Genomic DNA, 26,903 nt, shown 5'->3' on the forward strand with positions numbered 1-26,903 from the left:
GGTACGGCTTATTTGGAGATCAGCAGCAACAGCGACTGGCCGCACTGGCCATAGGTGGTCCCTGCCCCGCCGATCAGCGTCTCGCTGCCAGGAGCGGCGAACGTATTGGCACCATCGTTCCAATTACAGGTGTCGGTGACGCGATACCACTGCGTGCCGGTGGGCGGCGCCGGCAGCGTGAAAGTGACACTGCCCGACCAGCCGTTGTAGGCGACGTAGATCGAGTTGCTGTCGCCCAGCGACGGGCCGTTGATGGTGTAGGCCAGCGCGTAGTTGCTGGTGTTGTTCCAGTAGTTGGTGTCCGCGGCGGCGCCGCTGGGCTGATACCACACCAGTTGGCTGCCGGTATACCAGGTGGCTGGACGCAGTGCGGGATGCGCCTTGCGGAAGGCGATCAGCCGCTGGGCAAAGGTGTAGAAGTTCGATTGATCAGTGGTCCAGCTGCTGCTCAGCCAGTTCGCGCTGGAGTCGAGGTTGTACGCATTGTTGTTGCACTGGAGCGTGCGCAGGTGTTCATCGCCTCCCTGCATCAGCGGCGTGCCCGCCGAGAGCATCTCGAAGGCCATGCCCGTGCGGGCAGCGCGACGCTGGTCCAACGCCGTGCCGGTGCCTGCGGACATGCCCTGGTCCCAGCTGTAGTTCGTACTGGTGCCGCCATCCGACGGCCCGTACGGCCACGCCTGGCTGTTGCTAGCGCCGTTGCACGAATAGACGTCCTTCAAGGTCAGACCGTCGTGTACGTCGATGAAGTTCACCGAGTTCCACGGCGCGCGTCCGTTGGCCTGAAACAGGTTGGAGGAACCCGAGAAGTCGTTCGCATCCTGGGTGATGTGGATGGTCATGCTGCCCAGTTCGTTCTGCGCCTGACGCAGGCTGTCGCGGAACAAGCCGTTCCACTCCGACCATCCCTGCGGAAATCCGCCGAGCTGGTAGGAGTTGCCGTTGATCGCCCACGGTTCGGCGAACAGATCCAGACCGCTGCCGCCGCCGGCGGGACGCACGGTGAATTCGCGCAGGATGCGGTTGATCGCCACGTTGCTGTCCGCCGCATCGAAGTTGTAGCCGCCGTTGGGGCAGTTCGGCGCCGAGGCGTTGTACGCACCGTTGAGACAGCTGTTGCCCAGCACCGAGGCGAGATCGAAGCGGAAGCCGTCCACGCCCATCGTGTTCGCCCAATAGGCCAGCGAATCCACGATCAGGTTCTGCGCCACCGTGTTGTACGTGTTGAAGTTCGCGCCGGTGCCGGTGTTGTCGTAGAAGTATTGATGGTCGGCGGTGAGCTCGTAATAGGTGCCGTTGTCCAGGCCGCGCCACGAGTAGATGGTTGCCGTGGTCGGATCGCTGCCCGTCCAGGTGCCCCCTTCGGCGGTGTGGTTGTAGACCACGTCCATGTAGACCTTGATGCCGGCATTGTGGAACGCCTGCACCATCGCCCGGAATTCCGCCGTGGGGCCGCCGGGTGCCTTGTTATAGGCGTAGCGGCGATCCGGCGAAAAATAGTTCTCGGTCATGTAGCCCCAGTAGTTCTGGTTGGCATCCGAGTTGGGCACGACGTCGTTCGCGTCGTTCTGCGTTTCCTGCACGGGCAGGAATTCCACCGCCGTCACGCCCAGGCTGGCCAGGTAACTCGCCTTGAGGCCAGCGCCGTAGTACGTGCCGCGATACTGCGCGGCGATCGAGGTATCCTGCTCGGTGAAGCCGCGCACATGGACTTCGTAGATCACGTCGTCTTTCTGCGCCCGCGTGGGCTTGCTGCCGGTGCTCTGTGTGAGGGGTGCCAGCACCACCCCCTTGGGCGCATAGATGCCGCTGTCGGTGGTGCGGTAACTGGCGCCGGAGGCGAACACGTTGCCGTTCTGGTTCGACGGGTTCTGCGGGTCCTGGCTCACTTCCTGCGCATACGGATCGAGCAGCAGCTTGTTCGGATTGAAACGATTGCCGCTGGTATCGACGTCCGAAACAAAACCGGCCTGCGAACCCTTGCCCCAGCTGCTGTTGTACGGCCAGTTCGGTCCCCAGGCGCGATAGCCGTAATAGACCGAACCGGTGATGCCTGCCGCCTGGATCGACGACACCGGCACAGTCACCGCCCATACGCCGCTCCCCACCGAGCTGAGCGGATACGTAGCCGACTCCTGCACGCCGTAGCCGGCCGAATACAAATACAGCACGAGGCGCGTGGCGGTGGAGGAATAGACGCGGAAGGTGATGCTGGTCTGCGCCGCGTTGTAGCTCGCGCCCAGACTCATGCTGTTGATGGCCGCCTGGGCCGGTGTCGCGGGCACGCCGCTGAGCGCCGCGCAGGCCAGCAGCGCGGCGAGAATCTTCGAGCACTTCATGGGTAAGCCTCCATTCTGCTTCGTTGACGATCAGGTCAAACAGCATCGGCGCCACGGAGTGCATCCCTGCCGCGGCTGGCGGACAAGCAACATCACTGTCGTTCGCAAGAAGAGGGTTGCCGCGCATTTCCTTGCGCAGCAGCCATTCGGGCGGCAGTGCTGCGCATCGTAGAAAGCATCGCAATGCAGCAACCAGCGGCTGCATACGTATTCATTGCGAACAGCGTCCGCAAAAAGCATTACGGGTTGGCGGAACGCTCCCAGCGGGCCAGTTGTTCGCGCAAGGCCTCGTTGTCGGCCTTCAGCTCGATCACTTCGGCGCTCAGCTCGGCGACGCGGCGACGCAAGGTCGGCATGTCTTCATCGCCCGCCTCAGGCTCCTTGCGCGGCTTGCGCTTGGCTTCGCGCACGCGCTTGGCCGCCTGCTTGAGTTCGTCATCGCCCGCCACGGCCGCGGCGCGCTGCTCGTCTTCCGGCAGCGTTGCCACAGCGGCGGCGGCGTTGATCGACAACACGCCCGACTTCACCGCCGCCACCACTTCCGGCGCGGCCTGCTTCTGGATCTTCTCGATCATCACCACCTGGCTGTTGCTGAGACGCGCCTCGCGCGCGATCGCTTGCCGGCTCGGCAACGGCTCGGGCTTGGCGGGCGGCTCCGCTGCGGCGACCGATGGCGTCGCTTCGGGCACGGCACCCGCCTCTTCTTCCACCGGCCTGGTGCGCGAGCGGCGCTCCTGCAGGATCTCCCGCTTGCGCAGCGCCAGCACGCCGCGCTGGAAGTCGGACACGCTGCGCCGCCCCAGGTGTTGCTCGATCATCCACAGATGCACGTCGTCCATCGACTGGAAGCGGGTGTTCTGCACCGTGTTGAACGGCAGGTCGTGCTTGCGGCAGATGCCGTAGCGATTGTGCCCGTCCACCAGGACATTGCCCCAGAGCACCAGCGAATCGCGGCAACCTTCCGCGAGCAGGCTGCGTTCGAGCGCCTCGTATTCGTCCGGCGTGAGCGGGTCGATATAGGCCTTGAGTTCTTCGTTGACAACGATATCCATGGGTCGGGCAAGAGCGGGCAAAGGGGCGGCATTGTAGAGAACCCTGGCCCGCGTTTCGCGGCTTGTATTGAGGGCGGGGACGTGCTCCACCATCCCGGGCCCTGCTCTGCTACCTTGCAGGCTTTCCGACCCGGGGGTTCCCATGCTGCTGCGCCATTGCCTTGCCCTTGCGCTTGCCGTTTCGCTGTCCGCCACCGTGGCAGCCGACGAGGCGAAGCCCGCACACACGCCTTCGCCCAAGGAACTGCTGGCCAAGTCGCAGCCGCAGGAATGGCGCACGCCCGATCCGCAGAACCTGCTGGTGATGCAGCTGCCGCAAGGGCGCGTGCTGATCGAACTGGCGCCGGACTTCGCTCCGCTGCACGTCGCCAATATCCGGACCATGGCGCACGAGCACTATTACGACGGGCTCGCCATCGTGCGCGTGCACGACAACTTCGTCACCCAATGGGGCGACCCGGCCAGCGACGACAACGGCGACAAGAGCAAGCTCAAATCGCTGGGCTCGGCCAAGGACAAGCTGCCGCCGGAATACACCCGCCCCTACGACGCCAAGCTTCCCTTCACCGCCTTGAAGGACGGCGATTTCTACGCACCGGAAGTCGGCTTCTCCGAAGGCTTCCCGGTCGCACGCGACCAGGCCAACCATCAGGAATGGCTCACCCATTGCTACGGCATGGTGGGCGTGGGCCGCGATATCGATCCGGAAACCGGCAGCGGCAGCGAGCTGTATGCGGTGATCGGCCAGGCGCCGCGCGCGCTGGACCGCAACATCGCCGTGGTGGGTCGCGTGTTGCAAGGCGTGGAATATCTCTCCGGCCTGCCCCGCGGCACCGGCCCGCTGGGCTTCTACGAGCAGCCCGATCAGCGCATCGCGATCGGTTCGGTGCACCTGGCCGCGGATCTTCCCGCCGACCAGCGCCCGGCCATCCAGGTGCTGCGCACCGACAGCGCCACCTTCGCCGCGCTAGTCGATGCGAAGCGCAATCGTCTGGACGATTTCTATCGTTTCCCCGTGCACAAGGTGGATCTGTGCAGCGTGAGCATCCCGGTTCGTGACGCCAAGACGTTGCATTGATCTGGATGAACCCCCGCCCGCGCCCATCACCGCATGACGACACGCCCTTCACCGGGCGAGTCGGCAGGATGTCGTGGCGATATCGCGGTGGGAGTCATGCATGCGGCGGGGCTGGAAAATACTGATATGGATCATCGGCGTCTGCCTGGCGCTGATCGTGGTGCTGTTGATCGTCATCGCCACCTTCGACTGGAACCGTCTCAAGCCCACCGTCAATGCCCGCGTCACTGAATCGATTGGACGGCCTTTTGCCATCAATGGCGACCTGAGCGTTCGCTGGCGGCGCGAAGAGCGCGCCAGCGGCATCGAGAGCTGGGTGCCGTGGCCGGAGTTCGTCGCGCAGAACATCAGCATCGGCAATCCCGAGTGGACCGGCCAGCCGCATTTCGCCCAGCTGGATGCGCTGCGTTTCCGCATCTCACCGCTGCCGTTGATCGTGCATCGGGTGGAAATCCCCGTGCTGTATCTCACCCAGCCCAGCATCGACCTGGAGCGCAATGCACAAGGCCAGGCCAACTGGGATTTCGCCTTCGCCAACGATGGCAAGCCGTCGGCGTGGACGCTGGACCTGCACGCGATCGGCTTCGACCGCGGCCATATCGCGCTCAACGACGCCATCAGCAAGGCGGACCTGCAGATCACCATGGAAGCGCTGCAGCGGGCGATCCCGTATGGCGACATCGTTTCGCAACAGTCCGCCGACGCACGCGAACAGGCCAGCAAGACCGTCGGCGCCAGCGCCAAGACCGCACTGGCCAAGGATGCGGGCACGCAGGAAAACGAACCCGGCCACACCAACGCCGCCTACCAGTTTGCCTGGCAGGCGCTGGGCAAGTACCAGGGCGCCCCCGTCGATGGCCATGGCAAGACCGGTGGCGTGCTGGCCCTGCAGCAGACCGACCAGCCCTTCCCGATTCAAGGCGACGTGCACATCGGCGACACGCACATCGCGCTGGTGGGCACGCTCACCGATCCGCTGCATCTCGCCGCGCTGGACATCCGCCTGTGGTTCTCCGGCAGCAGCATGGCCAAGCTCTATCCGCTGATCGGCGTGACCCTGCCCGACACGCCGCCGTATGCGACCGAAGGCCATCTGCGCGCGAACCTGAAGCGCGGCGCCAGCCACTTCGAGTACGACCATTTCCGCGGCCGCGTGGGCGGCAGCGACCTGCAAGGCGATCTGGCCTTCGATACCGGCGGCGCGCGGCCCAAACTCAGCGGCACGGTGAAATCGCAGCTGCTGCGCTTCTCCGATCTGGCGCCCTTGATCGGTGCCGACTCCAATGCCGAAAAGGAGCAGCGCGGCGATGCGACGCCCACACCCAGCGACAAGGTGCTGCCGGTCGAGCCCTTCCGCACCGATCGCTGGCGCGCCATGGATGCCGACGTCAACTTCAGCGCAGCCCGGATCGTGCGCGACACCGCGCTGCCGATCAATGCGCTCTCGACGCACCTGGTGATGGACAACGGCGTGCTCACGCTCAATCCGCTGGGATTCGATTTCGCCAGCGGAAAGATCGACAGCAACCTGCGCCTCGACGGCAGCACCACGCCGATGAAGGGCGACATCAAGCTCAAGGCGCGCCACCTCAAGCTCAAGGAACTGTTTCCCAAATTCGCGCCGATGCAGACCAGTTTCGGCGAGATCAACGGCGACGCCGCGCTCAACGCCCGCGGCAATTCGGTGAGCGAGCTGATGGGCACCTCCACCGGCGAGCTGAAGCTGCTGATGAACGATGGCGCGATCAGCAAGGCACTGCTGGAAACGGCCGGCCTGAACGTGGCGAACATCGTGATCGTCAAGCTGTTCGGCGACAAGACGGTGAAGATCAACTGCGCCGCCTCCGATCTGACCGCCACCAACGGCCTGTACCAGACGCAGCTGTTCGTGTTCGACACCGAGGACGCCACCATCCGCGTGAACGGCACGGTGAACTTCGCCAACGAGAAGCTCGACCTGGACGTGCGACCGGAGTCGAAAGGGCTGCGCATCTTCTCGCTGCGCTCGCCGCTGTACGTGAAGGGCACCTTGAAGGATCCCGACGTGGGCGTGCAGCCGGGGCCGCTGATCCTGCGCGGCGGCGGTGCGGTGGCGCTGGGCGTGCTGGCCACGCCGATCGCTGCGCTGCTGCCGCTGGTGGCCACCAGCAAGGGCGAGCAGGACAACACCTGCACCACCGTGCTGGAACAGATGCGCGGCGCCTCCAAGTCACGCCCCGCACCGCTGCCCAGCAAGAACAAGGCAGCCACCACTCACTGAGCATGCGCGGCAACGCTAGAATGCCGAGTCTCCCCTCGCCGACATTCGCGCATGCAACCGGTCAACAAGGCCCGCTGGCAGATCCATTTCTGCGTCCTGCTGTGGGGCTTCACCGCCATCCTGGGCAAAACGATCACGCTGCCGGCAATGCAGCTGGTGTGGTGGCGCATGCTGCTGGTCTCCGCCGCACTGCTGCTGATTCCCCGGGTATGGCGCGGCCTGAAGGCGATGCCGGCAAAGCTGCGCTGGGGTTACGCGGGGATCGGCGTGCTGGTATCGCTGCACTGGCTGACCTTCTATGCGGCGATCAAGCTGGCCAATGCATCGGTGGGCGCCACCTGCATCGCGCTGGGACCGGTATTCCTGTCGCTGGTGGAACCGTGGATCGCGCGCCGCAAGTTCGACCCGCGCGAGCTGCTGATCGGCGTGGCCGTGGTACCTGGCGTGGCGATGGTGGTGGGCGGCGTGCCGACCGACATGCGCCTGGGCATCGTGATCGGCGCGCTGTCGGCCCTGCTGGTGGCGCTGTTCGGCGCGTTCAACAAGCGGCTGGTGGAACATGGCGACCCGCTCACCGTGACCTGCCTGGAACTGGGCACGGGCACGCTGTTCCTCACCCTGCTGGCTCCCTTGCTGCCGCATGCGGGTGCGGCCTTCGCCTTGCCCAGCCTGCACGATGCCACCCTGCTGGTGCTGCTTTCCTTCGGCTGCACGCTGCTGCCGTTCGCGCTGGCGCTGGTGGCGTTGCGCCACATGACCGCCTTCGGCACGCAGATGGTGACCAATCTGGAACCGGTCTATGCGATCGTGCTGGCGATCGTCCTGCTGGGCGAGCAACGCGAACTGGACGGCTGGTTCTACGCGGGCGTGGCGGTGATCCTGGCCGCCGTGTTCATGCATCCGCTGCTGACGCGCACGCAGGCGACGCCGTCGCAGCCCGAGCTGTTGGGCACAGCCGAAAGCCACAGTGTGGTTGAATAAGCCGCCGTCGCAGCGGTGAGGTCCGCTATTTCCTGCGACAACGGGTAACCGGCGCGATGCCATGCATCGCCTCACGGCAGTCGGGAGTGCTTGCGATGAGGTTGGGTGGTTTCCCAAGGCTTCTGCGGCGCGAGTGGTTCCTGGCCGTCAGCGTCGCCACGTCCATCGCGTTTGTTTGCTACGGCACGCGCCTGCTGGACGGACTCGACGGTCCGCTGTGGCTCGCGGTGATCTTCCTGTGGCTGTTCGCGGTGATCCTGGGTTCCGCGCTCGCCGTGGTGCGCCATGCGGAACATCTGGGCCACCGGCTGGGCGAGCCGTACGGCACCCTGGTGCTGACCCTGTCGATCACCGCCATCGAGGTGATCAGCATCACCGCGATCATGCTGCACGGTGACAACAACCCCACGCTGGCGCGCGACACCTTGTTCGCCGTCACCATGATCGTGCTCAACGGCATGGTCGGCCTGTCGCTGCTGGCCGGCGGCTGGCGGCATCGCGAGCAGCAGTACAACCTGCAAGGCGCGAATGCGTACCTCGGCGTGGTGATTCCGCTGGGCATCCTGGCGCTGGTGATGCCCAACTACACGGCCTATCCGCAGAAGACGCTCACCTTCGCGCAGGAGGCCTTTCTGGCCGTGATCTGCGCGGGCTTGTACATCGCCTTTCTCGCCCTGCAGACACGCCGGCATCGCGCCTATTTCGCCGCCACGGAAGATGACGACGAAACCGCGTCGGTGATGCACGGCGGCGCGGCGCGCACCACCTTCCACGCACTGTTCCTGCTGGCCTATATGATTCCGGTGGTGTATCTCGCCGAGAAACTCGCGCACCCGGTGGATTACGTCGTGGAAACGCTGGGCAAGCCGGCCGCGCTGGCAGGACTGGTGATGGCGGTGCTGGTGGCCACGCCCGAAGGCATCGGCGCCGTGCGCGCCGCCCGCGGCAACCACATGCAGCGCTCGGTGAATATTTTCCTCGGCTCGGTGCTGTCCACCATCGGCCTCACCATTCCGGCCATCCTGATCATCAGCCATCTCACGGCCCATCCGATCGAACTGGGACTGCAGCACACCGACCTGGTGTTGTTCCTGCTCACCCTCACGGTGAGCCTGGTGACGTTTTCCAGCGGACACACCAACGTGCTGCAAGGCGCCGTGCACCTGATCCTGTTCGTGGCCTACCTGTTCTACATGTTCCAGGGCTGAGCGCGCTCGGCTTTTCCTTCACGTTTCCCGCGTCATCGTCCGCCCACCTCCCCTCATCCCCGCTGGAGAGCAACTTTCATGAAGATCGCCTTGTTCGGTGCAACAGGCCATGTCGGCCGCGCCATTCTCGACGAAGCCCTTGCACGTGGCGACGAGGTCACGGCCATCGTGCGCGACCCGGCACGCCTCGACACGACGGACCCGCGTATCGCGGTGGCGACCGGCGATATCGCCCATCCGGAAAGCTGGCTGGACGCCGTGCGAGGCTGCGACGTGCTCGTGGTGAGCATCTCCGCCCGCCGCGACGGCTCCAACGACGCGGTGCCTGCGCTGGCGGCCACGGTCCTGGACTACCTGCCCAAGGCCGGCGTGCGTCGACTCGTATGGGTGGGCGGCGCCGCCTCGCTGGAAACCTCGCCCGGCGTGCGCCTGATCGACGACCCGCATTTTCCCGAGGCATGGAAAGCGGAAGCCCAGGGCCAGATCAAGGCGCTGGAAGTCTTCCGCCACGGCAAGAGCGAAGTGGAATGGACGTATATGAGTCCGGCGACCTTGCTCGAGGACGGCCCGCGCACCGGCAAGTATCGCGTGGGCAGCGATCAGTTGCTGGTCGATGCCGATGGCAAGAGCCGGATCAGCGTGGCGGACTATGCGGTGGCGCTATTGGATCGCGTCGAGAAGAACGACGCGCGCCGGCAGCGGATCACCGTGGCCTATTGAGGCTGCACCGAGGGCGCTGTATTTCCAGCGCCCTCTGGCGCTTCAAAGCCAGATCCGAACACCGGCCACCCATGTCGTCTCGTTCGCATGCACCAAAGGCATGCCAGGCATGCTGTCGATATCGCCAAATCGCCGCGTCCAGTCCACGCCGAGGTAAGGCGCGAATTTGCGACTGAACTCGTAGCGCAAGCGCAGACCCGCTTCCACGTTCGAAAGACCCGATGAAATGCCTCGCTGCGGATCGTCCTTGCCGTAGACGTTGAGTTCCACCTTCGGTGTGAGGATCAACTTCTGGGTGAAGCGCAGGTCGTAGCTGGTTTCCAGTCGCAGCGCAGTCCGGCCCTGCTCGCCCAGATAGAACGTGGCCTGCGTTTCGAACCAGTACGGTGCGAGTCCTTCCACACCCACGGCAAGCCACTGGCGGTTCGGACCCTGGCCGAAGTCCTGGCGCGCACCCAGCTGCCAATCCCAGAAGCTGGTCCAGGCATGGCTCCACAGGGCTTCCAGGCGGGCGTCCTGCGTGCCCTCATTGCCTCGCTCGCCTTCGGTCTTCAGCCACAGGCGATCGATGGCGTTGCCGTACCAGCCTTCCGCTTCCCAACTCGTCGCCATGTCGCCGGACGTACTGCGGCTGCGTTCGAGGCGATCGACCAGCAACATGCCGATCGATTCGTTGTCGTCCATCTGCATCATGGCGTTCATCTGCGATGGCGACATCGCGTGCAGCACGGTTTGCGGCGGCGACGGCGGTACGTGATCGTTCGGCGGCAACGCACTGACAGCCATGTCATGGCCCGCATGCTGCGCATCGTCCGGTGGCGTCGTGCTGCCATGATCGTCGTGCGGGGCGGGCATCGACATGCCCGGCATGTCCTGCATCGACATGCTTTGCGCCAGCGCGGCCACCGGCAGCGCGCCGAAACAGGCGGCGATCCAGCATGAAAGCACCCTGCTCATGCCACCACCACTTCGCGGAACATGCCCGCTTCCATGTGGTAGAGCAGATGGCAGTGATAGGCCCAGCGCCCCATCGCGTCCGCGCTCACGCGATAGGCGACGCGCTGCGCGGGCTGCACCATCACCGTGTGCTTGCGCACCTGGAACGTGCCATCCGGCGATTCAAGCTCGCTCCACATCCCGTGCAGATGGATGGGATGGGTCATCATGGTGTCGTTCACCAGCACGATCCGCACGTGTTCGCCGTAACGCAGGCGCAGCGGCTCAGCGCCCGAGTAGCGCGTGCCGTCGAACGACCAGAGATAGCGCTCCATGTTGCCGGTAAGGCGCAAGGTCATCTCGCGATCCACCTGCGGCGAAATGGGCGCATCGACGGCGTGCAGGTCGGCATAGGTGAGCACACGGCGACCGTTGTCGCGCAGGCCCACGCCCGGGTCGTCGAGATTGCCGCGCGGCGTCGTCACGCGCATGTCCACTTCGGGGCCTGTCTTCAGCGGCTCGGCCGGCGCATTCGCGTGCGGCATCGCCATGCCGGGCATGGCCATCATGTCCATGCCGGACATGTCGTGGCCCATGGCGTGGTGATCCATGCTGCCGTGGTCCATCGCGCCCATCATGTCGCCCATGCTGAGCAGCGGACGCGGGTCAAGCGGCGGCACGTCGGCCGTCATGCCGGCGCGCGGCGCCAGCGTGGCACGCGCGTAGCCGGTGCGGTCCATGCTTTGCGCAAAGATGGTCCACGCGCGATCGGCCGATGGCTGCACGATCACGTCGTAGGTCTCGGCGGTGCCGATGCGGAATTCATCCACGCTCACCGGTTCGATGGCCTGGCCGTCGGCGGCGACCACGGTCATCTTCAAGCCGGGAATGCGCACGTCGAAGAACGTCATCGACGAGCCGTTGATGAAGCGAAGCCGCACCTTCTCCCCAGCATTGAACAGGCCAGTCCAATTGCCGGCCGGCGTGCAACCGTTGGTCAGATAGGTATAGGCCACCGAGGAGACATCCGCCAGGTCGGTGGGATCCATGCGCATCTGGTTCCACATGCGGCGATCGTCCAGCGCCTTGGCGATGCCCGCGCGGTCTGCGTCGTGCATGAAGTCGCCCACGGTGCGCTTGCCGACGTTGTAGTAATCACTCTGCTTTTTCAGGTTCGCGTAGATCGTTTCCGGATCGAGATCGGTCCAGTCGTTGAGCATCACCACGTAGTCGCGGTCGGCCGGATGGCGCTCGCCGTCGCGCGGCTCGACCACGATGGGACCGAGCAGGCCGGTCTGTTCCTGGAAGCGCGAATGGCTGTGGTACCAGTACGTGCCGCTCTGGTTCACGGTGAACCGGTAAGTGTATTCGCCGCCCGCGGGAATGCCCTCGAAACTCAGGCCCGGCACGCCATCCATATCCGCCGGCAACACGATGCCGTGCCAATGGATGGAACTCGTGACCTTGAGTCGATTGCGTACGCGCAGGCTCACCGTATCGCCTTGCCGCCAGCGCAGCAGCGGCGCCGGCAGCTGGCCGTTCACCACGGTGGCGATGCGCTTGCGCCCGGTGAAATCCACCGGCAACTCGCCGATCTCCAGTTCGAAATGGTTGCCGCGCAACTCCGCTCGCGGTGTGCTGGCCTGCGCCATCGCATTGCCGCGCCAAAGCCCCAGCCCGGCAGCGACGCCACCCAGCGCGAGTCCCTGTACGAAACGCCGACGCGGCAACTGAAATCCACGTGGTTCCTGCTTGTTCATCCCATTGCTCCGTGTCGCACGCCCGCATGCAGGCGCATCGCATCGACCGGCAGGCGCCGGCCCGTGACCTTCAACGGAGAATCAGGCGAGCGGTGGCCGCAGCGGCGGATCGTAGGCAGGTTGCGGCGCAACTTGGCGATGCGACCGCCACACCGCGATGTCCGCCTGCACGTGCAGCACGTGCGGCACGATCGACTCCGGCACGCTCGCCGGTGCGTGGGTGCAGCAGCTATCGGACATCACGGTGGATGGGTGCGTAGCCGCGTGATCGTGCTGCGCGGCCTTCGTCGGCGGGCAACAATCGTCGTGCTGCGGCATCGCCCACGCCACGCTGGACAGCGCCAGCCACGCGCACAGCGCCAGCACCATTAAGGTGCGGCAGCGGCGCAGGTGACGGAACAAATGGCGGGGCATGGGGGCAAGCATAGCGATGGGGTGGGCGGAGGCTCAACTCTGGAGTTGGGTCTTGCTGGTTTCCGGAGACACGCCTCGGCCTTTATTTGTCGCGATTCCGCGATCTGGCCGCTTACGACGCGAAGCTAGTCCCGTGGGACGCAGCGGGCGTTTCGATCGGCTGCCGCCGCTCGAGTCACTTTTCTTTGCTGGCCCACGCATGCGCAGGAGCGCATGCGAACGGCGAAGCCGGCCCGAAGGGCGAAGGGCAGGATGCCCGGAGTAAAGAAAAGTAACCCAAAGAAATGGCCTTTAAAGCTGGCAGCATCGTGTTGAATCCAAGCACGAACGCCCGAGGCGCGTCCCACCGGATCTCCATGGGAGGGTACCCCAGGGGTACTTCCAAGCACTGCGCAACGCGCCCGAATCGCTGAGGACTTAAGGCGGAGCCTCGCTTCGCATCGCCCTTGGCTTGTCTTCGCGATGCATCCCACTTTTCCCTCCCCACCGGGGAGAGGGCCGGGGTGAGGGGCGGGTGCTCGCGGGAACCTGTGTGCTTTCTGTGGGAGCGCACTTGTGCGCGACAGCCACGCATGGATGTACCGCTCCGTCGGCTTGTCGCGCACAAGTGCGCTCCCACAGTAGCCCTGCAGCTCTCGCTCTTAGCTCCGGCTCTTGGTTCTTAGCTCCGGCTCTTGGCTCTTGGCTCTTGGCTCTTGGCTCTTGGCTCTCAGGGGACCCCGTATGACGCGGCGGGTGGGTGGAGGATCAGCCCGCAGGGTGGCCCGCATGGATGCGGGCCAGTTTTTCGCCAGGGCAGGATGCCCTGTCGAAAAACCCCGCAACCCACCCGCGCACCTGGAGGGCCGCTAGGCCCGTAAGGCGCGTCATCCGGGGGGCCCTTCTCTTTGGTTACTTTCTCTTGGGCAAGCAAGAGAAAGTGACCCGGCCTCCGGCAGGAGGACGGAAGCCCGCGGCAGGCGAGCCAGGTCGCGATCACGCGACAACCGAGCGCAAAGGCACTGGGCCCGGCCTCCTCCGGGATGCCGAACAAAAGCGCGAGCACACCCCACCCCCTATACTGTCCAACCGCCTGCCCCTCCCCCTTCATGAACTATCGCCACGCCTACCACGCCGGCAACTTCGCCGATGTCCTCAAGCACAGCGTGCTGTTCGCGCTGATCGAAGCGATGCAGGCGAAGGCCACGCCGTTCGCCTTCATCGACACGCACGCCGGCAGCGGCTGCTACGCCCTGGACGGCGTCGAGGCGGGCAAGACCGGCGAATACAAGGACGGCATCTCGCGCCTGCTGTTCCCCGACCTGCATCCCAACAGCGGCAAGGGCCAGGCACTGCCGCCGCTGCTGCGCCGCTGGCTCGACGCCATCCTGCGCCTGCCGGGCAACGATCATGGGCTGAAGCTCTACCCGGGCTCGCCGCTGCAGGTGGCGAACGCGATGCGCGAGATCGACAGCGCGCAGCTGTGCGAACTGCATCCGGAAGAAGCGACGCGCCTGCGCGACCTGTTCCATCACGATCACCGCGTGCATGTGCACCAGCGCAACGGCTACGAAGCGCTCAAGGCCCTGCTGCCGCCCAAGGAAAAGCGCGGACTGGTGCTGATCGACCCGCCGTACGAAGCCCAGGAAGCCGAATACCGCGTGATCGAAAAAGCCTTGAAAGCCGCACTGGAACGCTGGCCTACCGGCGTCTATGCCGTGTGGTATCCGATCAAGTTGCGCAGCCAGGTGCAGCCGTTCCATCGCTGGTTGCAGCACTGCAGCGCGCGACGCGTACTGCGCGCGGAGCTGCTGGTGCATCCGGACGACTCGCCGTTGCGTCTCAACGGTTCGGGCATGGTGATCCTCAATGCTCCATGGAAACTGGACGAGGCGCTGCGCGACTCCCTGCGGGTGATGGCACCCATGCTGTCGCAGGAACGTCCTGCCCAGTGGCGGCTCGACTGGCTGGTGGAAGACAGCGCCAGCTGAACGCTCAACGGGACTTCCACCCGCTGTATACCTTCCGCGCGGTGAGCCCGTTAAGCTCAATCCAACGCCACCCGGAAGACGGCCATGACCCAGCTCACCAGCACCCTACTGCGCAGTACCATCGCTCTCGGCATGCTGGCGCTGGCCGCATGCGCGCCCGCGCCCATCTACAAGCCCTCGCCGGCCACCGTAGCCACCGCGCCCAACATCGTGGCGCAATCGCCCGACCGCTACGCCAACGCCGATGTGATCTGGGGCGGCACCGTGGTGCAGGTGAGCAATTTCCCCGACCGCAGTGAAGTGGAAATCGTCGGCTATCCGCTGGACAGCTCGCAGCGGCCCAAGCTGGACAACAACGGCGGCTGGGGCCGCTTCGTCGCGGTGATGCCCGGCTTCGTGGAACCCTTCAACTACCCGACCGGCGCGCTGATCACCCTGAGCGGACGGATCACCGGCACCCGCCCCGGCAACGTGGGCCAGGCCACCTACGTGTTCCCCACGGTGAGCGTGGCCCAGTCGCACGTGTGGACGCCGGCGGAGATGGAAGCGGGCAAGTCGAACGTGAGCTTCGGGATCGGTGTGGGTGGCGTCATACACTGACGACGAACAGCCCTTTAAACTGCCTGCCTTCGTCCAAAGGAAGGCACGATGTCCGGCCAAGCTAATTCACTGAGGGCGATCCTGCTCGCCCTCGGCGCCAATTTCGCCATCTTTGTCAGCAAGCTGGTCGCCGCATTGATCACCGGCTCCGGCGCCATGCTCGCCGAGGCCGTGCATTCGCTGGCCGACTGCGGCAACCAGGGCCTGTTGCTGCTGGGCATGCGCCAGGCCGATCGCCCGCCGTCCGATGAATACCCGTTGGGCTGGGGCCGCGCGCTGTACTTCTGGTCGTTTCTCGTCGCCATCCTGCTTTTCAGCGTGGGCGGCATGTTTTCCATCTACGAAGGCATCCACAAGTTCAGCCATCCCGAACCGCTGAAATGGCCGTGGCTGGCAGTGGGCGTGCTGGCGTTCGGCGTGGTCGCCGAATCCATTTCCATGCACGGCTGCCTCAAGGAAGTGAACAAGGCGCGCGATGGCCGCAGCCTGTGGCGCTGGTTCCGCGAAACGCGCTCGAGCGAATTGCTGGTGATCTTCGGCGAAGACCTCGCCGCCCTGCTCGGCCTGACCATCGCACTGATCGCCGTGCTGGCCACCATGCTCACCGGCAACCTGCTCTACGACGCCGGGGGCACCATCGCCATCGGCGTGCTGCTGGTGGTCGTGGCGGTCGTGGTGGCGAGCGAGGTGAAAGACCTGCTGATCGGCCAGGGGGTGGAGCCGAAGCGTCGCGAAGAGCTGGTCGCTTTCATCAACGCCCAGCCGGAAGTCGACGTGCTGCTCAACCTGATCACCTTGCAGATGGGCCCGGACGTGATGGTGGCGGTTAAAGCGCGCATGTCCCCCGCACCGGACCAGACTGCACTGGTCGAAGCGATCAACCGCGTGGAACGCGCCATGAAGACGCAGTTCCCGGATGTCCGCTGGAGTTTCTTCGAGCCGGATATTGCGGACTGAGCGCTAGATCGCCGTGTAAAGACCCCTGAAATGTGGGAGCGCACTTGTGCGCGATGGCCACCTGCATGGCCCCACTGGGCAGGCTTGTCGCGCACAAGTGCGCTCCCACAGAAGAGCACCCGGAATCACCCCAGGTTGAGCTGCAACAAATCCCACTTGTTGCCATACAGGTCCTGAAACACCACCACGGTGCCATAGGCCTCTTCGCGCGGCGTTTCGCAGAACGTGGCGCCCGCCGCCTCCATGCGCCGGTAATCGCGCCAGAAATCGTCGGTATGCAACAACAGGAAGACGCGGCCGCCGGTCTGGTCGCCCACGCGCGCGGACTGTTCCGGCGTGGATGCCTTCGCCAGCAACACCCGCGTTTCGGCCGCGCCCGGCGGTGCCACCACCACCCAGCGCTTGCCGCCGCCCATGTCGGTGTCTTCGACCAGCGTGAAACCAAGCACGCGGGTGTACCAGTCGATGGCCTCGTCGTAGTCGGCCACGACCAGCGCGATGCTGCCGATGTATTGCTTCACTTCTTGCGCTCCTTCGATGGCGGCCACTCGCCCAACTCGGCCTGCAGTTTCTTGGTCAGCTTGGCGCGGATCAGCCCATAGGCCGTGCGGATCAGCTCCGACAGTTCCGCGGTGCTGAAGCGCTTGGGCTCCACCACCGAAATCCAGCGGGCCCGGGCGAGATAGGGGGCGGCGATCATACCCGGCTGGTCGCTGAGTTCCAGAAAACGCTCGTCCTCCACCTTGAACGAGATCCGCCCGCCCTCGGTGGGCATGACCGCGAACATCTTGCCGCCCACGCTCATGACCAGGTCGGCGCCCCATTTGATGTCCCGGGTGACGCCGGGCCAGCTCCCACAGAGCTTTTCCAGCTGTGCCGGGGTGATGCCTTTGGACGCAGTAGCCATCGATTTCACTCTCCCTCAACGCAGGCGTGCGTGGGCTGGGGCATTCTGCCCGGGTCGGGATGGCTCTCGCAGGAATCCCGCGGTTCACGGCAATGCGGTGCGACATGAAGTCATGCGATATCCATTCCGCTATGGGCTTTTGTTCATGTTGCACTGCACACAGTACGCTAAAGTATGGTCATGACTCCGGCTCTCGACTACTACTCCAACAGCCACGCGCTGGTTCCCGTGCGCAGCCCTGAGCGCTTCGCGCGCCCTCAGCTGGTGGAGGTGCCCAAGCCTCCCAAGGGCGAGCGAGTCCACACCCACGACGGCCGCGAGCTGTCCCTGCGCAGCATCGAACCCGCCGACGTGGCCGCGCTGAAACGCCAGTTCTCGCGCCTGTCGCCGGAAGACATCCGGCGCCGCTTCCTGCATTCGATGGGCGAACTGCCCGATTCGATGGCGCAACGCCTGACCCACATCGATCCCGAGCTGGAAACCGCCTTCGTGCTGATGGACGAAACCGTGCAGCCGGCCGAGTTGCGCGGCGTCGGCCGCATCTTCGTGGACCAGGCCGCCAACAGCGCCGAGTTCTCCGTGCTGGTCGAGCACGATTGGGCGCGCCAGGGCCTGGGCGCCCTGCTCATGCAGCGCCTGGTGGACGACTGCCGCCGACGCGGCCTGAGCGAGATCTGGGGCTACGTGCTGCTGGAAAACCGCCCCATGTTGCAGCTGTGCAAAGAGCTGGGCTTCGTGCGCCGGCTGACGCCCGACGAGCCCGGCACCACGCAGATCTCGCTGCAGCTCTGAGGGCTTGTCGCGCAGCGAGCGCGCTCCCATATAGGGAAGTCCATCCGCCCCGGCCTGTCCGGGGCGGTCGCGTTACACTTGCCCGCTTTCCGGCGCGGCCTGGTGTCACGCCACTGATTGTTGGGTTCGCATGGCCGATACGATTCCCCACCCCTCCCTGCCCACCACCCCCAAGCAGCGCCGCTTCTGGACGCCGCCGCACGGTTCCTCGCGCGCCCTGCTGGTGGCCGAGGCTGCGCGCACGCATCAGGGGCTGCTGGTCGCCGTCACGCGGGACACGCAGCGGGCAAGCGCGCTGGAGGACGAGCTGCGCGTGTTCGCGGGCAATCTTCCCGTGCTGCATTTTCCCGACTGGGAAACCCTGCCCTACGACGTCTTCAGTCCACATCCGGACATCGTCTCGCAGCGCATCGCCACGCTGTACCAATTGCCGAACGTGCAACGCGGCGTCCTGGTGGTGCCGATCGCCACGCTGATGCAGCGCATCGCCCCGCGCAGCCACATCACCGGCGCCGGCCTGGTGATGAGGAAGGCGCAGAAACTGGATCTCGCCGCCGAACAGCGCCGGCTCGAGGCCGCCGGTTACCGCAACGTGCCGCAGGTCGGCGAACCGGGCGACTTCGCCGTGCGCGGCGCGCTGATCGACATCTTCCCGATGGGCGCGGCCGAGCCTTACCGCATCGAACTGTTCGACGACGAAGTGGAATCCATCCGCAGCTTCGATCCGGAAACGCAGCGCTCGCAGCAGCAAGTGGAAACCATCGAGCTGCTGCCGGCACGCGAATTCCCGCTCACCGAAAATGCCGCCAAGGATTTCCGCACGCGTCTGCGCGAACGCTTTCCCATCGACGTGCGCCGCTGCCCGCTCTACCAGGACATGAAGGAAGGCGTGACGCCGGGCGGCATCGAATACTACCTGCCGATGTTCTTCGAACAGACGGCCACCTTGTTCGATTACCTCGCCGACAACGCCGTGTTCCTGCTCGGCGAAGGCGCGCTGGAATCGGCCGAACAGTTCTGGACGCAGACCGGCGAACGCTACGACCAGCGCGCGCACGACATCGAACGCCCGGTGCTGCCGCCGGCCGAACTCTACCTGCCGCCCGAACACCTGCGCGAACAGCTCAACAAGCGCTTGCGCATCGAAGTGGTGGAAAGCGGTCACGAACACGCGCTGCCCAGCGGCACACAGCCGGCACCGGAACTGCCGCTCAACCGCAAGGGCGAGGAACCGGGCACGTCGCTACGCCACTTCCTGTCCAGCTATCCGGGACGGGTGTTGATCACCGCCGACTCGGCCGGCCGGCGCGAAGCGCTGATCGAACAGCTGGCGGGCGCGGGGCTGAAGCCCGATACCGTCGACGGCTGGCAAGCCTTCCTCACGGGCGGCGACAAGCTGCGCCTCGCCATCACCACCGCTGGGCTCGAACAAGGCTTCGCACTCACCAAGCCCGCCTTCACCGTACTCACTGAACGCGAATTGTTCGGCGAGCGTGTGCGCACCGAGCGCAAGCGTCGGCGGGGCGCGGCGCGCGATCCGGAAAGCATCATCCGCGATCTCACCGAGCTGACCATCGGCGCGCCCATCGTCCACGTCGATCACGGCGTGGGTCGCTACCAGGGCCTGGTGTCGATGGAACTGGGCGGCATGGAAGGCGAATTCCTCACCATCGAATACGCCAAGGGCGACAAGCTCTACGTGCCGGTGGCGCAGTTGGGCCTGGTCAGCCGCTACACCGGCACCGCGCCGGAACTGGCACCGCTGCATTCGCTGGGCGGCGACGCCTGGGAGCGCGCGCGCAAGAAGGCCGCGGAAAAAGTGCGCGACGTGGCGGCCGAACTGCTCGGCATCTATGCGCAGCGCGAAGCGCGCGGCGGCGAATCGATGCCGATCGACCGCCAGATGGTGGAGGAATTCGGCGCCACCTTCCCGTTCGAGGAAACGCCCGACCAGCTGCAGGCGATCGATTCGGTGTTGCACGATCTGGCCGCGCCGCGCGCGATGGATCGCGTGATCTGCGGCGACGTGGGTTTCGGCAAGACCGAAGTGGCACTGCGCGCCGCTTTCGCGGCCGCCACGGCAGGTCGCCAGGTGGCCGTGCTGGTCCCCACCACCCTGCTGGCACAACAGCACTACCGCAACTTCGCCGACCGTTTCGCCGACTGGCCGGTAAAGGTCGATGTGCTGTCGCGCTTCAAGTCGACCAAGGAAGTGAACGACGCGCTGAAGCGCCTCGCCGACGGCCAGATCGACGTGATCGTGGGCACGCACAAGCTGCTTGCGCCGGAGATCAAGTTCAAGAACCTGGGCCTGGTCATCGTCGACGAGGAACAGCGCTTTGGCGTGCGCCAGAAGGAACAGCTGAAGAAGCTGCGCGCGGAAGTGGACCTGCTCACCATGACCGCCACGCCGATCCCGCGCACGCTCAACATGGCGATGAGCGGCCTGCGCGATCTGTCGCTGATCGCCACGCCACCCGCCCACCGCATGGCCGTGCGCACGTTCGTCGCGCAATGGGAGCCGGCGCTGGCCCGCGAAGCGTTCCAACGCGAGCTGCAGCGCGGCGGCCAGGTGTACTTCCTGCACAACGAGGTCGACACCATCGAGCGCGCCGCGCGCGAAGTGCAGGAACTGATTCCCGAAGCGCGCATCGGCGTGGCCCATGGACAGATGCCCGAACGCGATCTCGAACGGGTGATGGCGGATTTCCACCGCCAGCGCTTCAACGTGCTGGTGTGCACCACCATCATTGAAACCGGCATCGATATCCCCACCGCCAACACCATCATCATCAACCGCGCCGACCGCTTCGGCCTCGCCCAGCTGCACCAGCTGCGCGGACGCGTGGGCCGCTCGCATCACCGTGCGTACGCCTATCTGGTGGTGCCCGACCGCAAGGCGATGACCGCCGATGCGAAGAAGCGCCTGGAAGCGATTGCCTCGCTGGAAGAACTGGGCGCGGGCTTCACCCTCGCCACGCACGACCTGGAAATCCGCGGCGCGGGCGAGTTGCTTGGCGACGAGCAGTCGGGCCAGATCCAGGAAATCGGCTTCGGCCTCTACACGGAACTGCTCGAACGCGCCGTGCGTGCGCTGAAGTCCGGCAAGGTGCCCGACTTCGATCTCAGCAGCGAACACGAAACCGAAGTCGAGCTGCATCTGCCCGCGCTGATTCCCGACGACTACCTGCCGGACGTCCACACGCGCCTGACGCTGTACAAGCGCATCGCCAGCGCCCGCAACGACGAACACCTGCGCGACCTGCAGGTGGAAATGATCGACCGCTTCGGCCTGCTGCCCGATCCGGCCAAGCAGCTGTTCGCCATCGCCCAGCTCAAACTGATGGCCACGCCGTTGGGCATCCGCAAACTGGACTTCGGTGCCAACGGCGGACGCATCACCTTCCGCGACAAGCCGGAACTGGACCCGATGGCGATCATCCGGCTGATCCAGGGACAGCCGCGCGTCTACAAGCTCGATGGCCAGGACAAGCTGAAGGTGAACCTGGAGTTGCCGGGCGCCACCGAACGCATGCGTTCGGCGCAGGAGGTGTTGGTGCAACTGGGGGCGCGTCGGCCGGCCTAAAGCGCCGCCGCTTCGGCAATCAAGCACACGGTAAACCACTGTGGGAGCGCACTTGTGCGCGACAGCCTAACGGAGCGTTACGCCCGAGCGCCAACGTCGCGCACAAGTGCGCTCCAACAATGGCGCGCCGGCCTTCCACCTGTCGTACCATCCCGCCACACTCGTTCGAAAGGCCCGAACATGTTGTCCGAGGACGAACTGGCACTGCTGGAAGCGATCCGGGAAAGCGGCAGTCTCTCGCGCGCTGCTGCGCGTCTAGGCAAGGCGCCCTCGACCATTTCGCACGCCGCCCGCCAACTGGAAGCGCGCTTCGACGCGCTGCTGTTCGACCGCCGCCGCTATCGCCTGCAGCTCACGCCCGCCGGTCAGTTGCTGGCACTCGAAGCCGCCCGGCTGATGCAGGATGTGTCGCGGCTCAGCAAGCGCGTGAAGCAGATTGCCAGCGGCTGGGAAGACCGGCTGTGGATCGTCACCGACGAAATCCTCGAATTCGAAATACTCGCGCCGGTCATTCGCAGCTTCGATGCACTGCAATCGGGCGTGGCCCTGCGCATGACGCACGAAGTACTTGGCGGCACCTGGGAAGCGCTGCGCGATGGCCGCGCCGATCTCATCATCGGCGCCACCAACGAACCACCGGTCATCCCCAAACTGCGCTGGCTCGAGCTGGGCGTGATGGAGTGGGTCTTCGCCGTGTCGCCGCGGCACCCGCTGGCCAAGGCGGCCGAACCGCTGGAGCGCGAAACCGTACTACGTCATCGCAGCGTGGTGGTGGCCGATTCGTCGCGCAGTTCCACAGGGCGCGCCTATGGCCTGCTGGGCGGACAGGCGACGCTGGCGGTGCCGAGCATGGCCGCGAAGATCCATGCGCAGGTGGAAAACCTCGGCGTGGGATGGTTGCCGCGCCACCGCGTCGCCGGCTTGCTCAAACGGGGCGAACTGATCGAAAAGCGCATGGCCGATCCACGCGAACCGAACGTGCTGTACGTGGCCTGGCGGGGCGAGCAGGAAGGACGCGCGCTGTCGTGGTGGCTGGAGCAGTTGCGCCAGCCGCGACTGGCGAAGCGGCTGGTGCGCGGCATCGAGATCACCGGCTGAGCACATCGGCCGGGAATGTTGCATGATCAACCGTCGCACCATGCCGCCTGTCTTCCCTTGAGGACATCGGCGGCCGACGCTGGACGTTTTGCCATCCATTGCCGATCTCGCCCCCGCCGATGGGCGGCGCCCCAAGCGATGCACCTGAGCCGGAGAACCCATGAGCCTCGACTCAACGACCCTCGAAGCGCAACCGATGTTCCAGCCGAAGATGCTGATACGCCCTGCCGTTGCCTGGGGCACGGTGGTGCTGTTCCTGGTCTTCGGTTCGGACTGGATGCAACACCTGAGCAGCCACGCGATCGGCATCTCGCTGTTTGCCTGGCTGTTCCTGGTGATCGTGTGGGGATCGTTCGGCGTGGTGCACGAAGCCGAGGAACTCGCCGGCCTGCTGGGCGAACCGGTGGGCACGCTGGTGCTCACCTTGTCGATCGTGCTGATCGAAGTGGTGCTGATCTCGGCGGTGATGCTGGGTGCCGGCGACACCGCCACACTGGCGCGCGACACCATGTTCGCGGTGTTGATGATCGTGTTGAACGGCGTGGTGGGACTGGGCTTGTTGATCGGCGGCATGCGCCACCATGAGCAGGCCTACAACCTGCACGGCGCGTCCGCGTTCCTGGCGGTGATCATTCCGCTTGCCACCATTGCACTGGTCCTGCCCAGTTTCACCGCATCCACGCCCGACGGCTCGCTGACCACCCTGCAGGCGGTGAGCTTCTCGATTCTCACCATCGGGTTGTACGGCATGTTCCTGTGGTTGCAGACGGGCCGCCACCAGGGCTATTTCGTGGCGCCACGCTCCGATACCGACCAGATCGTGCCGGAAGAACCGCCGCCGCCACCGCGCCGTGCACGCAAGGGCGAGATGGCACTCCATCTGGTGTTGCTGCTGGTCAACATCCTGCCGATCGTGATCCTGTCCAAGAGCCTCGCCAAGGTGCTGGACTACGGCATCGCGGCGACCGGCGCGCCGCATGCGCTGGGCGGCGTCATCATCGCCATGCTGGTATTCACGCCCGAAGGCATCTCGGCACTGATCGCCATTCGCCGCGATCAGCTCACACGCGCGATCAACCTGTGCCTGGGCGGCGCAGCGTCGACGGTGGGGCTCACCGTGCCCGCGGTGCTGGCGATTGGCCTGTTCACCGGCAAGCCGGTCGTGCTGGGCCTGCCGCCGGCCAGCATCGTGCTGCTCGCCTCGACGCTGGTGTTGAGCACGCTGACCTTCTCGGGATGGCGCACCACGATGCTCGAAGGCGCCGTGCACCTGTCGATGTTCGCGGTGTTCCTGGTGCTGGTGTTCAGCCCCTAGCGGAGCGCGCTCGCAGGAGCGCGCCCTGCCCGCCTCAGGCGCCGCGTGCCCCGGCTCGCACGAGGTAGTACACGGCGAACATCCCTTGCGGATCGGTCCACTCGTGAGCCACCGCGAGGCCTGCCTTGCCGGCGAGCGCGGCGAAGTCTTCCGGCGAATACTTGCAGCTGTATTCCACCTGCATCGCCTCTTCCGCCGTGAAACCCACCTGCTGCTTGCCCACGCGTACCTTCTGGTCGCGCGTGCTGACGATGAAGGTTTCGATGCGCCCGGCCATCACGTTGTAGTGCGAGCGATGGCGGAAGCTCGACAGGTCGAAGTCGCTGCCGATCTCGCGATTCAGGCGCACCAGCATGTTGAGCGTGAACTCGCTGGTCACGCCGGCCTTGTCGTTGTACGCGGCCTCGATCGTCGCCGTGTCCTTCTTCAGGTCGGCGCCGATCAGGATGCCGCCGTTGTCACCCATCTCGCCACGCATCTTGCGCAGCAGATCGGCCGCATCGCGCGCCTCGAAATTGCCGATGGTGGAGCCGGGGAAATAGATCACCGTGCGCCGTGGCGCCCGCGGCGGAATCGGCAGCCGCAGCGGGCGCGTGAAGTCGGCATGCAGCGCCTGCACCGGCACGCCGGGAAAGCGCTCGTTCAAGGCCTGCGTGCTGTTGCGCAGCGGCTCGGCGGAAATCTCCACCGGCACATACGACACCGGTGCGTGTAGGTGCTCCAGCAGCATGCGCGTCTTGATCGCATTGCCGCTGCCGTATTCCACCAGGCGCACGTCGGGACCCAGCACGTCGGCGATGTCGCCCGCGTGCGTGTCCATCAACGCGATCTCGCTGCGCGTCAGGTAGTACTCGGGCTGCTCGCAGATGTCTTCGAACAATTGCGAACCGCGTTCGTCGTAGAACAGCCAGGACGGCAGGCGCTTGGGCCGCGCACGCAGCCCGCGTTGCACGATGCCGAGCAGATCGTCGACCGGTGGGCGGCGATCGTCGTCGCGGATATCGAAGGAAGCTTGCACACTCATCGGTCCTGTCCCAAGCGTATCCCCATGAACTGCCAGCGGGCATGGGGAGGAAAGAAATTCCGGTAGGTCGCGCGCAGGTGTTCGCGTGGCGTCGCACAGGAACCGCCGCGCAGCACCCACTGCCCGTTCATGAACTTGCCGTTGTATTCGCCCAGCGCGCCGGCCAGCGGACGGAAGCCGGGATAGCTGACGTAGGGCGAGGCGGTCCACTCCCACACGTCGCCGAACATCTGCAGCATCCCTTCGCCGGCCGTGGCGGCCTGGGGATGGAACGCCATCGCATCGAGCAGGTTGCCCTGCACAGGCACCGAAGAAGCGGCACTCTCCCATTCCGCTTCGGTGGGCAGGCGTGCGCCGGCCCAGTGCGCGAAGGCGTCGGCTTCGAAATAGCTGATGTGGCTCACCGGCGCATCCGGATCGATCGGCTGCACGCCGGCCAGCGTGAATTCGCTGGACAGGTCTTCCTGCCAGTAGAACGGCCGCTGCCATTGCTCACGACGAATGGTGTCCCACCCTTCGGACAACCACAGCGAAGGCTCGCTATAGCCGCCGTCGCGCACGAAGGCGGCGTATTCGGCATTGGTCACCGGCCGGTTGGCCAGCGCGTGCGGCTGCAGCAGCGTGCGATGGCGAGGCGACTCGTTGTCGAAGGCGAAGCCGTTGCCCCGATGCCCCATTTCCACGATGCCTTCCCGGCCCGGGATGAAGGTCATCGGCACCGACGTGGTGGCCGACGACGAAGCCAGCGGCGCGGTATACGCGGGCAACAACGGATTGATCGAGAACGCGTGCTTGATGTCGGTGATCAGCAGCTCCTGATGCTGCTGTTCGTGCTCCAGGCCCAGTTCGATGATGCCTTGGGTGGTGGCATCGACGCCGCGCGACAGCCAGTCGCCGATCGCCTCGTCGACGCGTTCGCGGTAGTCGCGTATCTGCGCCACGCCGGGGCGCGACAGCAGGCCGCGCTGAGGGCGCGCATGCATCGGCCCGACCGACTGGTAGTAGGAGTTGAACAGGTAGTTCCACTCCGGATGCGGCGAGCGATAGGCGGCATCGCGCTCAAGCACGAAGCGTTCGAAGAACCAGGTGGTATGCGCAAGATGCCACTTCGCCGGACTGGCGTCCGCCATCGATTGCACCATCATGTCTTCAGGCGTCAGCGCAGCACACAAGGCCATGCTGCGGGAGCGGATTCTCCGGAATCGCAGCGTCAACGCCTCGGCTTGCGCGGCCGAATGCGCCAACGTCATCGCGACCTCCGGGATAGGGTGACGCCGTGGCCGGCCGAGCCAGTCGTTTGTTGAACACTCATACCGTGGCCAGTGCGCCGTGACATGCGCGCACGATGCCGCAGGGAACGTTCAAAAGTTGTGATAGGAGGATGGCGGATTGCTGACGACGGCGCGCTCCGCCTGGGGTTTCCGCGCTGCAAAAAAAGAAACCCGGCACAAGGCCGGGCTTCTTCGTATCGACATGCTGCTACGCGATCAGTGACCGTGACCGTAGTAACGGTAGCCGCCGCGATAGTAGTAACCGCCGCGATGGTAATAGCCCGGGTGGCCACCGACCACGACCGCCGCGCCGACTGCGGGGTACACCACCGGACCGCCGTACACGGGACCGCCGTAGACCACCGGGGCCGGAGCCGGCGCGTAATACACCGGCGGAGGCGGTGCGTACACCACCGGGGCCGGTGCGTAGTAACCCACGCCCACGGCCGGCAGACCGATACCCACGTTCAAGCTGACATGGCCCGCGAACGCCGGGGCAACGGCGGCACAGCCAACGACCAAGGCCGTGGCCACTGCAACGCGCTTGAGGGTGGAAATCTTCGTCTTGTTCATGAAATTGTCTCCCAAGGGAGGCTTGATTCCGACAGAAGGACTCGACCTTGCCTTCTATCGCT

At 65.4% G+C, this 26,903-nt stretch carries 22 protein-coding genes; 12 read left to right on the forward strand and 10 right to left on the reverse strand.

Annotated features, from left to right (window positions below; translation table 11 throughout):
- Nucleotides 1–8: 8 nt before the first annotated feature.
- Together ACN9MB_RS15040 and ACN9MB_RS15045 are read right to left on the reverse strand one after the other, a co-directional pair.
- Nucleotides 9–2,339 carry an alpha-amylase family glycosyl hydrolase gene (locus ACN9MB_RS15040; RefSeq protein ID WP_426269459.1) on the reverse strand — a complete coding sequence of 777 codons (2,331 nt, stop codon included), beginning with the start codon at nucleotides 2,337–2,339 and terminating at the stop codon, nucleotides 9–11.
- A gap of 239 nt (nucleotides 2,340–2,578) precedes the next feature.
- On the reverse strand, nucleotides 2,579–3,391 hold the full coding sequence (locus tag ACN9MB_RS15045; RefSeq protein WP_426269460.1) for a plasmid replication/partition related protein: 813 nt from the start codon (nucleotides 3,389–3,391) through the stop codon (nucleotides 2,579–2,581).
- A 142-nt stretch (nucleotides 3,392–3,533) separates the two neighbouring features.
- Here ACN9MB_RS15045 and ACN9MB_RS15050 point away from each other — a divergent pair, with 142 nt between their 5' ends.
- From ACN9MB_RS15050 to ACN9MB_RS15070, 5 genes are all read left to right on the forward strand, one after another.
- Nucleotides 3,534–4,469 (forward strand): peptidylprolyl isomerase, encoded by a 936-nt coding sequence (locus tag ACN9MB_RS15050; protein WP_426269461.1) that lies wholly within the window; start codon nucleotides 3,534–3,536, stop codon nucleotides 4,467–4,469.
- Nucleotides 4,470–4,569: 100 nt separating this feature from the next.
- Nucleotides 4,570–6,729 carry an AsmA family protein gene (locus ACN9MB_RS15055; RefSeq protein ID WP_426269462.1) on the forward strand — a complete coding sequence of 720 codons (2,160 nt, stop codon included), beginning with the start codon at nucleotides 4,570–4,572 and terminating at the stop codon, nucleotides 6,727–6,729.
- 51 nt (nucleotides 6,730–6,780) lie between these two features.
- Nucleotides 6,781–7,710 carry a DMT family transporter gene (locus ACN9MB_RS15060; RefSeq protein ID WP_426269463.1) on the forward strand — a complete coding sequence of 310 codons (930 nt, stop codon included), beginning with the start codon at nucleotides 6,781–6,783 and terminating at the stop codon, nucleotides 7,708–7,710.
- 95 nt (nucleotides 7,711–7,805) lie between these two features.
- Nucleotides 7,806–8,918, forward strand: coding sequence for a calcium:proton antiporter (locus ACN9MB_RS15065; protein WP_426269464.1), 1,113 nt, complete (start codon nucleotides 7,806–7,808; stop codon nucleotides 8,916–8,918).
- 78 nt (nucleotides 8,919–8,996) lie between these two features.
- Nucleotides 8,997–9,638, forward strand: coding sequence for an NAD(P)-dependent oxidoreductase (locus ACN9MB_RS15070; protein WP_426269465.1), 642 nt, complete (start codon nucleotides 8,997–8,999; stop codon nucleotides 9,636–9,638).
- A gap of 42 nt (nucleotides 9,639–9,680) precedes the next feature.
- Here ACN9MB_RS15070 and ACN9MB_RS15075 read toward each other — a convergent pair whose 3' ends face one another.
- The 3 genes from ACN9MB_RS15075 to ACN9MB_RS15085 form a co-directional block, all read right to left on the reverse strand.
- On the reverse strand, nucleotides 9,681–10,595 hold the full coding sequence (locus ACN9MB_RS15075; RefSeq protein ID WP_426269466.1) for a copper resistance protein B: 915 nt from the start codon (nucleotides 10,593–10,595) through the stop codon (nucleotides 9,681–9,683).
- Complete coding sequence (locus tag ACN9MB_RS15080; RefSeq protein ID WP_426269467.1) at nucleotides 10,592–12,334, reverse strand: copper resistance system multicopper oxidase; 1,743 nt, start codon at nucleotides 12,332–12,334, stop codon at nucleotides 10,592–10,594. Before ACN9MB_RS15080 ends, ACN9MB_RS15075 begins: the two co-directional genes overlap by 4 nt.
- Before the next feature lie 81 nt (nucleotides 12,335–12,415).
- On the reverse strand, nucleotides 12,416–12,748 hold the full coding sequence (locus tag ACN9MB_RS15085; RefSeq protein ID WP_426269468.1) for a hypothetical protein: 333 nt from the start codon (nucleotides 12,746–12,748) through the stop codon (nucleotides 12,416–12,418).
- Nucleotides 12,749–13,836: 1,088 nt separating this feature from the next.
- On the opposite strand from ACN9MB_RS15085, the gene ACN9MB_RS15090 reads away from it, so the two are divergent.
- The 3 genes from ACN9MB_RS15090 (at nucleotide 13,837) to ACN9MB_RS15100 (ending at nucleotide 16,275) form a co-directional block, all read left to right on the forward strand.
- Nucleotides 13,837–14,718 carry a 23S rRNA (adenine(2030)-N(6))-methyltransferase RlmJ gene (locus ACN9MB_RS15090; protein WP_426269469.1) on the forward strand — a complete coding sequence of 294 codons (882 nt, stop codon included), beginning with the start codon at nucleotides 13,837–13,839 and terminating at the stop codon, nucleotides 14,716–14,718.
- 84 nt (nucleotides 14,719–14,802) lie between these two features.
- Nucleotides 14,803–15,318, forward strand: coding sequence for a Slp family lipoprotein (locus ACN9MB_RS15095; protein ID WP_204634302.1), 516 nt, complete (start codon nucleotides 14,803–14,805; stop codon nucleotides 15,316–15,318).
- 48 nt (nucleotides 15,319–15,366) lie between these two features.
- On the forward strand, nucleotides 15,367–16,275 hold the full coding sequence (locus ACN9MB_RS15100) for a cation diffusion facilitator family transporter (protein WP_204634301.1): 909 nt from the start codon (nucleotides 15,367–15,369) through the stop codon (nucleotides 16,273–16,275).
- 125 nt (nucleotides 16,276–16,400) lie between these two features.
- Here ACN9MB_RS15100 and ACN9MB_RS15105 read toward each other — a convergent pair whose 3' ends face one another.
- Nucleotides 16,401–16,796: a VOC family protein gene (locus tag ACN9MB_RS15105; protein ID WP_426269470.1), complete on the reverse strand. Its 396-nt coding sequence runs from the start codon at nucleotides 16,794–16,796 to the stop codon at nucleotides 16,401–16,403.
- On the reverse strand, nucleotides 16,793–17,182 hold the full coding sequence (locus tag ACN9MB_RS15110) for an MmcQ/YjbR family DNA-binding protein (RefSeq protein ID WP_426269471.1): 390 nt from the start codon (nucleotides 17,180–17,182) through the stop codon (nucleotides 16,793–16,795). The genes ACN9MB_RS15105 and ACN9MB_RS15110 overlap by 4 nt, the downstream gene beginning before the upstream one ends.
- 180 nt (nucleotides 17,183–17,362) lie before the next feature.
- Between ACN9MB_RS15110 and ACN9MB_RS15115 the strand changes: the two genes are divergently transcribed.
- From ACN9MB_RS15115 to ACN9MB_RS15130, 4 genes are all read left to right on the forward strand, one after another.
- Nucleotides 17,363–17,974, forward strand: a complete 612-nt coding sequence (locus tag ACN9MB_RS15115) for a GNAT family N-acetyltransferase (RefSeq protein WP_204634298.1) — start codon at nucleotides 17,363–17,365, stop codon at nucleotides 17,972–17,974.
- Nucleotides 17,975–18,104: 130 nt separating this feature from the next.
- Nucleotides 18,105–21,560, forward strand: a complete 3,456-nt coding sequence (gene mfd / locus ACN9MB_RS15120) for a transcription-repair coupling factor (RefSeq protein ID WP_426269472.1) — start codon at nucleotides 18,105–18,107, stop codon at nucleotides 21,558–21,560.
- Nucleotides 21,561–21,740: 180 nt separating this feature from the next.
- Nucleotides 21,741–22,658: a LysR family transcriptional regulator gene (locus ACN9MB_RS15125; RefSeq protein WP_426269473.1), complete on the forward strand. Its 918-nt coding sequence runs from the start codon at nucleotides 21,741–21,743 to the stop codon at nucleotides 22,656–22,658.
- Nucleotides 22,659–22,818: 160 nt separating this feature from the next.
- Nucleotides 22,819–23,973, forward strand: a complete 1,155-nt coding sequence (locus ACN9MB_RS15130; protein WP_204634295.1) for a calcium:proton antiporter — start codon at nucleotides 22,819–22,821, stop codon at nucleotides 23,971–23,973.
- A 34-nt stretch (nucleotides 23,974–24,007) separates the two neighbouring features.
- Here the strand turns inward: ACN9MB_RS15130 and egtD are convergent, their stop codons facing one another.
- From egtD to ACN9MB_RS15145, 3 genes are all read right to left on the reverse strand, one after another.
- Nucleotides 24,008–24,997, reverse strand: a complete 990-nt coding sequence (gene egtD / locus ACN9MB_RS15135) for an L-histidine N(alpha)-methyltransferase (protein ID WP_204634294.1) — start codon at nucleotides 24,995–24,997, stop codon at nucleotides 24,008–24,010.
- The gene (gene egtB / locus ACN9MB_RS15140) at nucleotides 24,994–26,247 is read right to left on the reverse strand and encodes an ergothioneine biosynthesis protein EgtB (RefSeq protein WP_426269474.1); all 1,254 of its coding nucleotides are present in this window, start codon (nucleotides 26,245–26,247) and stop codon (nucleotides 24,994–24,996) included. Before egtB ends, egtD begins: the two co-directional genes overlap by 4 nt.
- A 237-nt stretch (nucleotides 26,248–26,484) precedes the next feature.
- Nucleotides 26,485–26,841: a hypothetical protein gene (locus ACN9MB_RS15145; RefSeq protein WP_204634292.1), complete on the reverse strand. Its 357-nt coding sequence runs from the start codon at nucleotides 26,839–26,841 to the stop codon at nucleotides 26,485–26,487.
- Between the last annotated feature and the right edge of the window lie 62 nt (nucleotides 26,842–26,903).

Origin of the sequence: Dyella kyungheensis (genome assembly GCF_049913195.1) — a bacterium.
Classification (GTDB): Bacteria; Pseudomonadota; Gammaproteobacteria; order Xanthomonadales; family Rhodanobacteraceae; genus Dyella; species Dyella kyungheensis.

Bases quoted from the DNA above. Each gene is read 5' to 3' on its own strand.
- ACN9MB_RS15130 (WP_204634295.1), top strand. From the start codon at position 22,819: ATGAGCCTCGACTCAACGACCCTCGAAGCGCAACCGATGTTCCAGCCG.
- ACN9MB_RS15100 (WP_204634301.1), top strand. From the start codon at position 15,367: ATGTCCGGCCAAGCTAATTCACTGAGGGCGATCCTGCTCGCCCTCGGC.
- ACN9MB_RS15070 (WP_426269465.1), top strand. From the start codon at position 8,997: ATGAAGATCGCCTTGTTCGGTGCAACAGGCCATGTCGGCCGCGCCATT.
- ACN9MB_RS15075 (WP_426269466.1), bottom strand. From the start codon at position 10,595: ATGAGCAGGGTGCTTTCATGCTGGATCGCCGCCTGTTTCGGCGCGCTG.
- ACN9MB_RS15080 (WP_426269467.1), bottom strand. From the start codon at position 12,334: ATGAACAAGCAGGAACCACGTGGATTTCAGTTGCCGCGTCGGCGTTTC.
- ACN9MB_RS15055 (WP_426269462.1), top strand. From the start codon at position 4,570: ATGCGGCGGGGCTGGAAAATACTGATATGGATCATCGGCGTCTGCCTG.
- ACN9MB_RS15115 (WP_204634298.1), top strand. From the start codon at position 17,363: ATGACTCCGGCTCTCGACTACTACTCCAACAGCCACGCGCTGGTTCCC.
- mfd (WP_426269472.1), top strand. From the start codon at position 18,105: ATGGCCGATACGATTCCCCACCCCTCCCTGCCCACCACCCCCAAGCAG.
- egtB (WP_426269474.1), bottom strand. From the start codon at position 26,247: ATGACGTTGGCGCATTCGGCCGCGCAAGCCGAGGCGTTGACGCTGCGA.
- egtD (WP_204634294.1), bottom strand. From the start codon at position 24,997: ATGAGTGTGCAAGCTTCCTTCGATATCCGCGACGACGATCGCCGCCCA.
- ACN9MB_RS15090 (WP_426269469.1), top strand. From the start codon at position 13,837: ATGAACTATCGCCACGCCTACCACGCCGGCAACTTCGCCGATGTCCTC.
- ACN9MB_RS15050 (WP_426269461.1), top strand. From the start codon at position 3,534: ATGCTGCTGCGCCATTGCCTTGCCCTTGCGCTTGCCGTTTCGCTGTCC.
- ACN9MB_RS15110 (WP_426269471.1), bottom strand. From the start codon at position 17,182: ATGGCTACTGCGTCCAAAGGCATCACCCCGGCACAGCTGGAAAAGCTC.
- ACN9MB_RS15095 (WP_204634302.1), top strand. From the start codon at position 14,803: ATGACCCAGCTCACCAGCACCCTACTGCGCAGTACCATCGCTCTCGGC.
- ACN9MB_RS15045 (WP_426269460.1), bottom strand. From the start codon at position 3,391: ATGGATATCGTTGTCAACGAAGAACTCAAGGCCTATATCGACCCGCTC.
- ACN9MB_RS15085 (WP_426269468.1), bottom strand. From the start codon at position 12,748: ATGCCCCGCCATTTGTTCCGTCACCTGCGCCGCTGCCGCACCTTAATG.
- ACN9MB_RS15040 (WP_426269459.1), bottom strand. From the start codon at position 2,339: ATGAAGTGCTCGAAGATTCTCGCCGCGCTGCTGGCCTGCGCGGCGCTC.
- ACN9MB_RS15145 (WP_204634292.1), bottom strand. From the start codon at position 26,841: ATGAACAAGACGAAGATTTCCACCCTCAAGCGCGTTGCAGTGGCCACG.
- ACN9MB_RS15065 (WP_426269464.1), top strand. From the start codon at position 7,806: ATGAGGTTGGGTGGTTTCCCAAGGCTTCTGCGGCGCGAGTGGTTCCTG.
- ACN9MB_RS15125 (WP_426269473.1), top strand. From the start codon at position 21,741: ATGTTGTCCGAGGACGAACTGGCACTGCTGGAAGCGATCCGGGAAAGC.
- ACN9MB_RS15060 (WP_426269463.1), top strand. From the start codon at position 6,781: ATGCAACCGGTCAACAAGGCCCGCTGGCAGATCCATTTCTGCGTCCTG.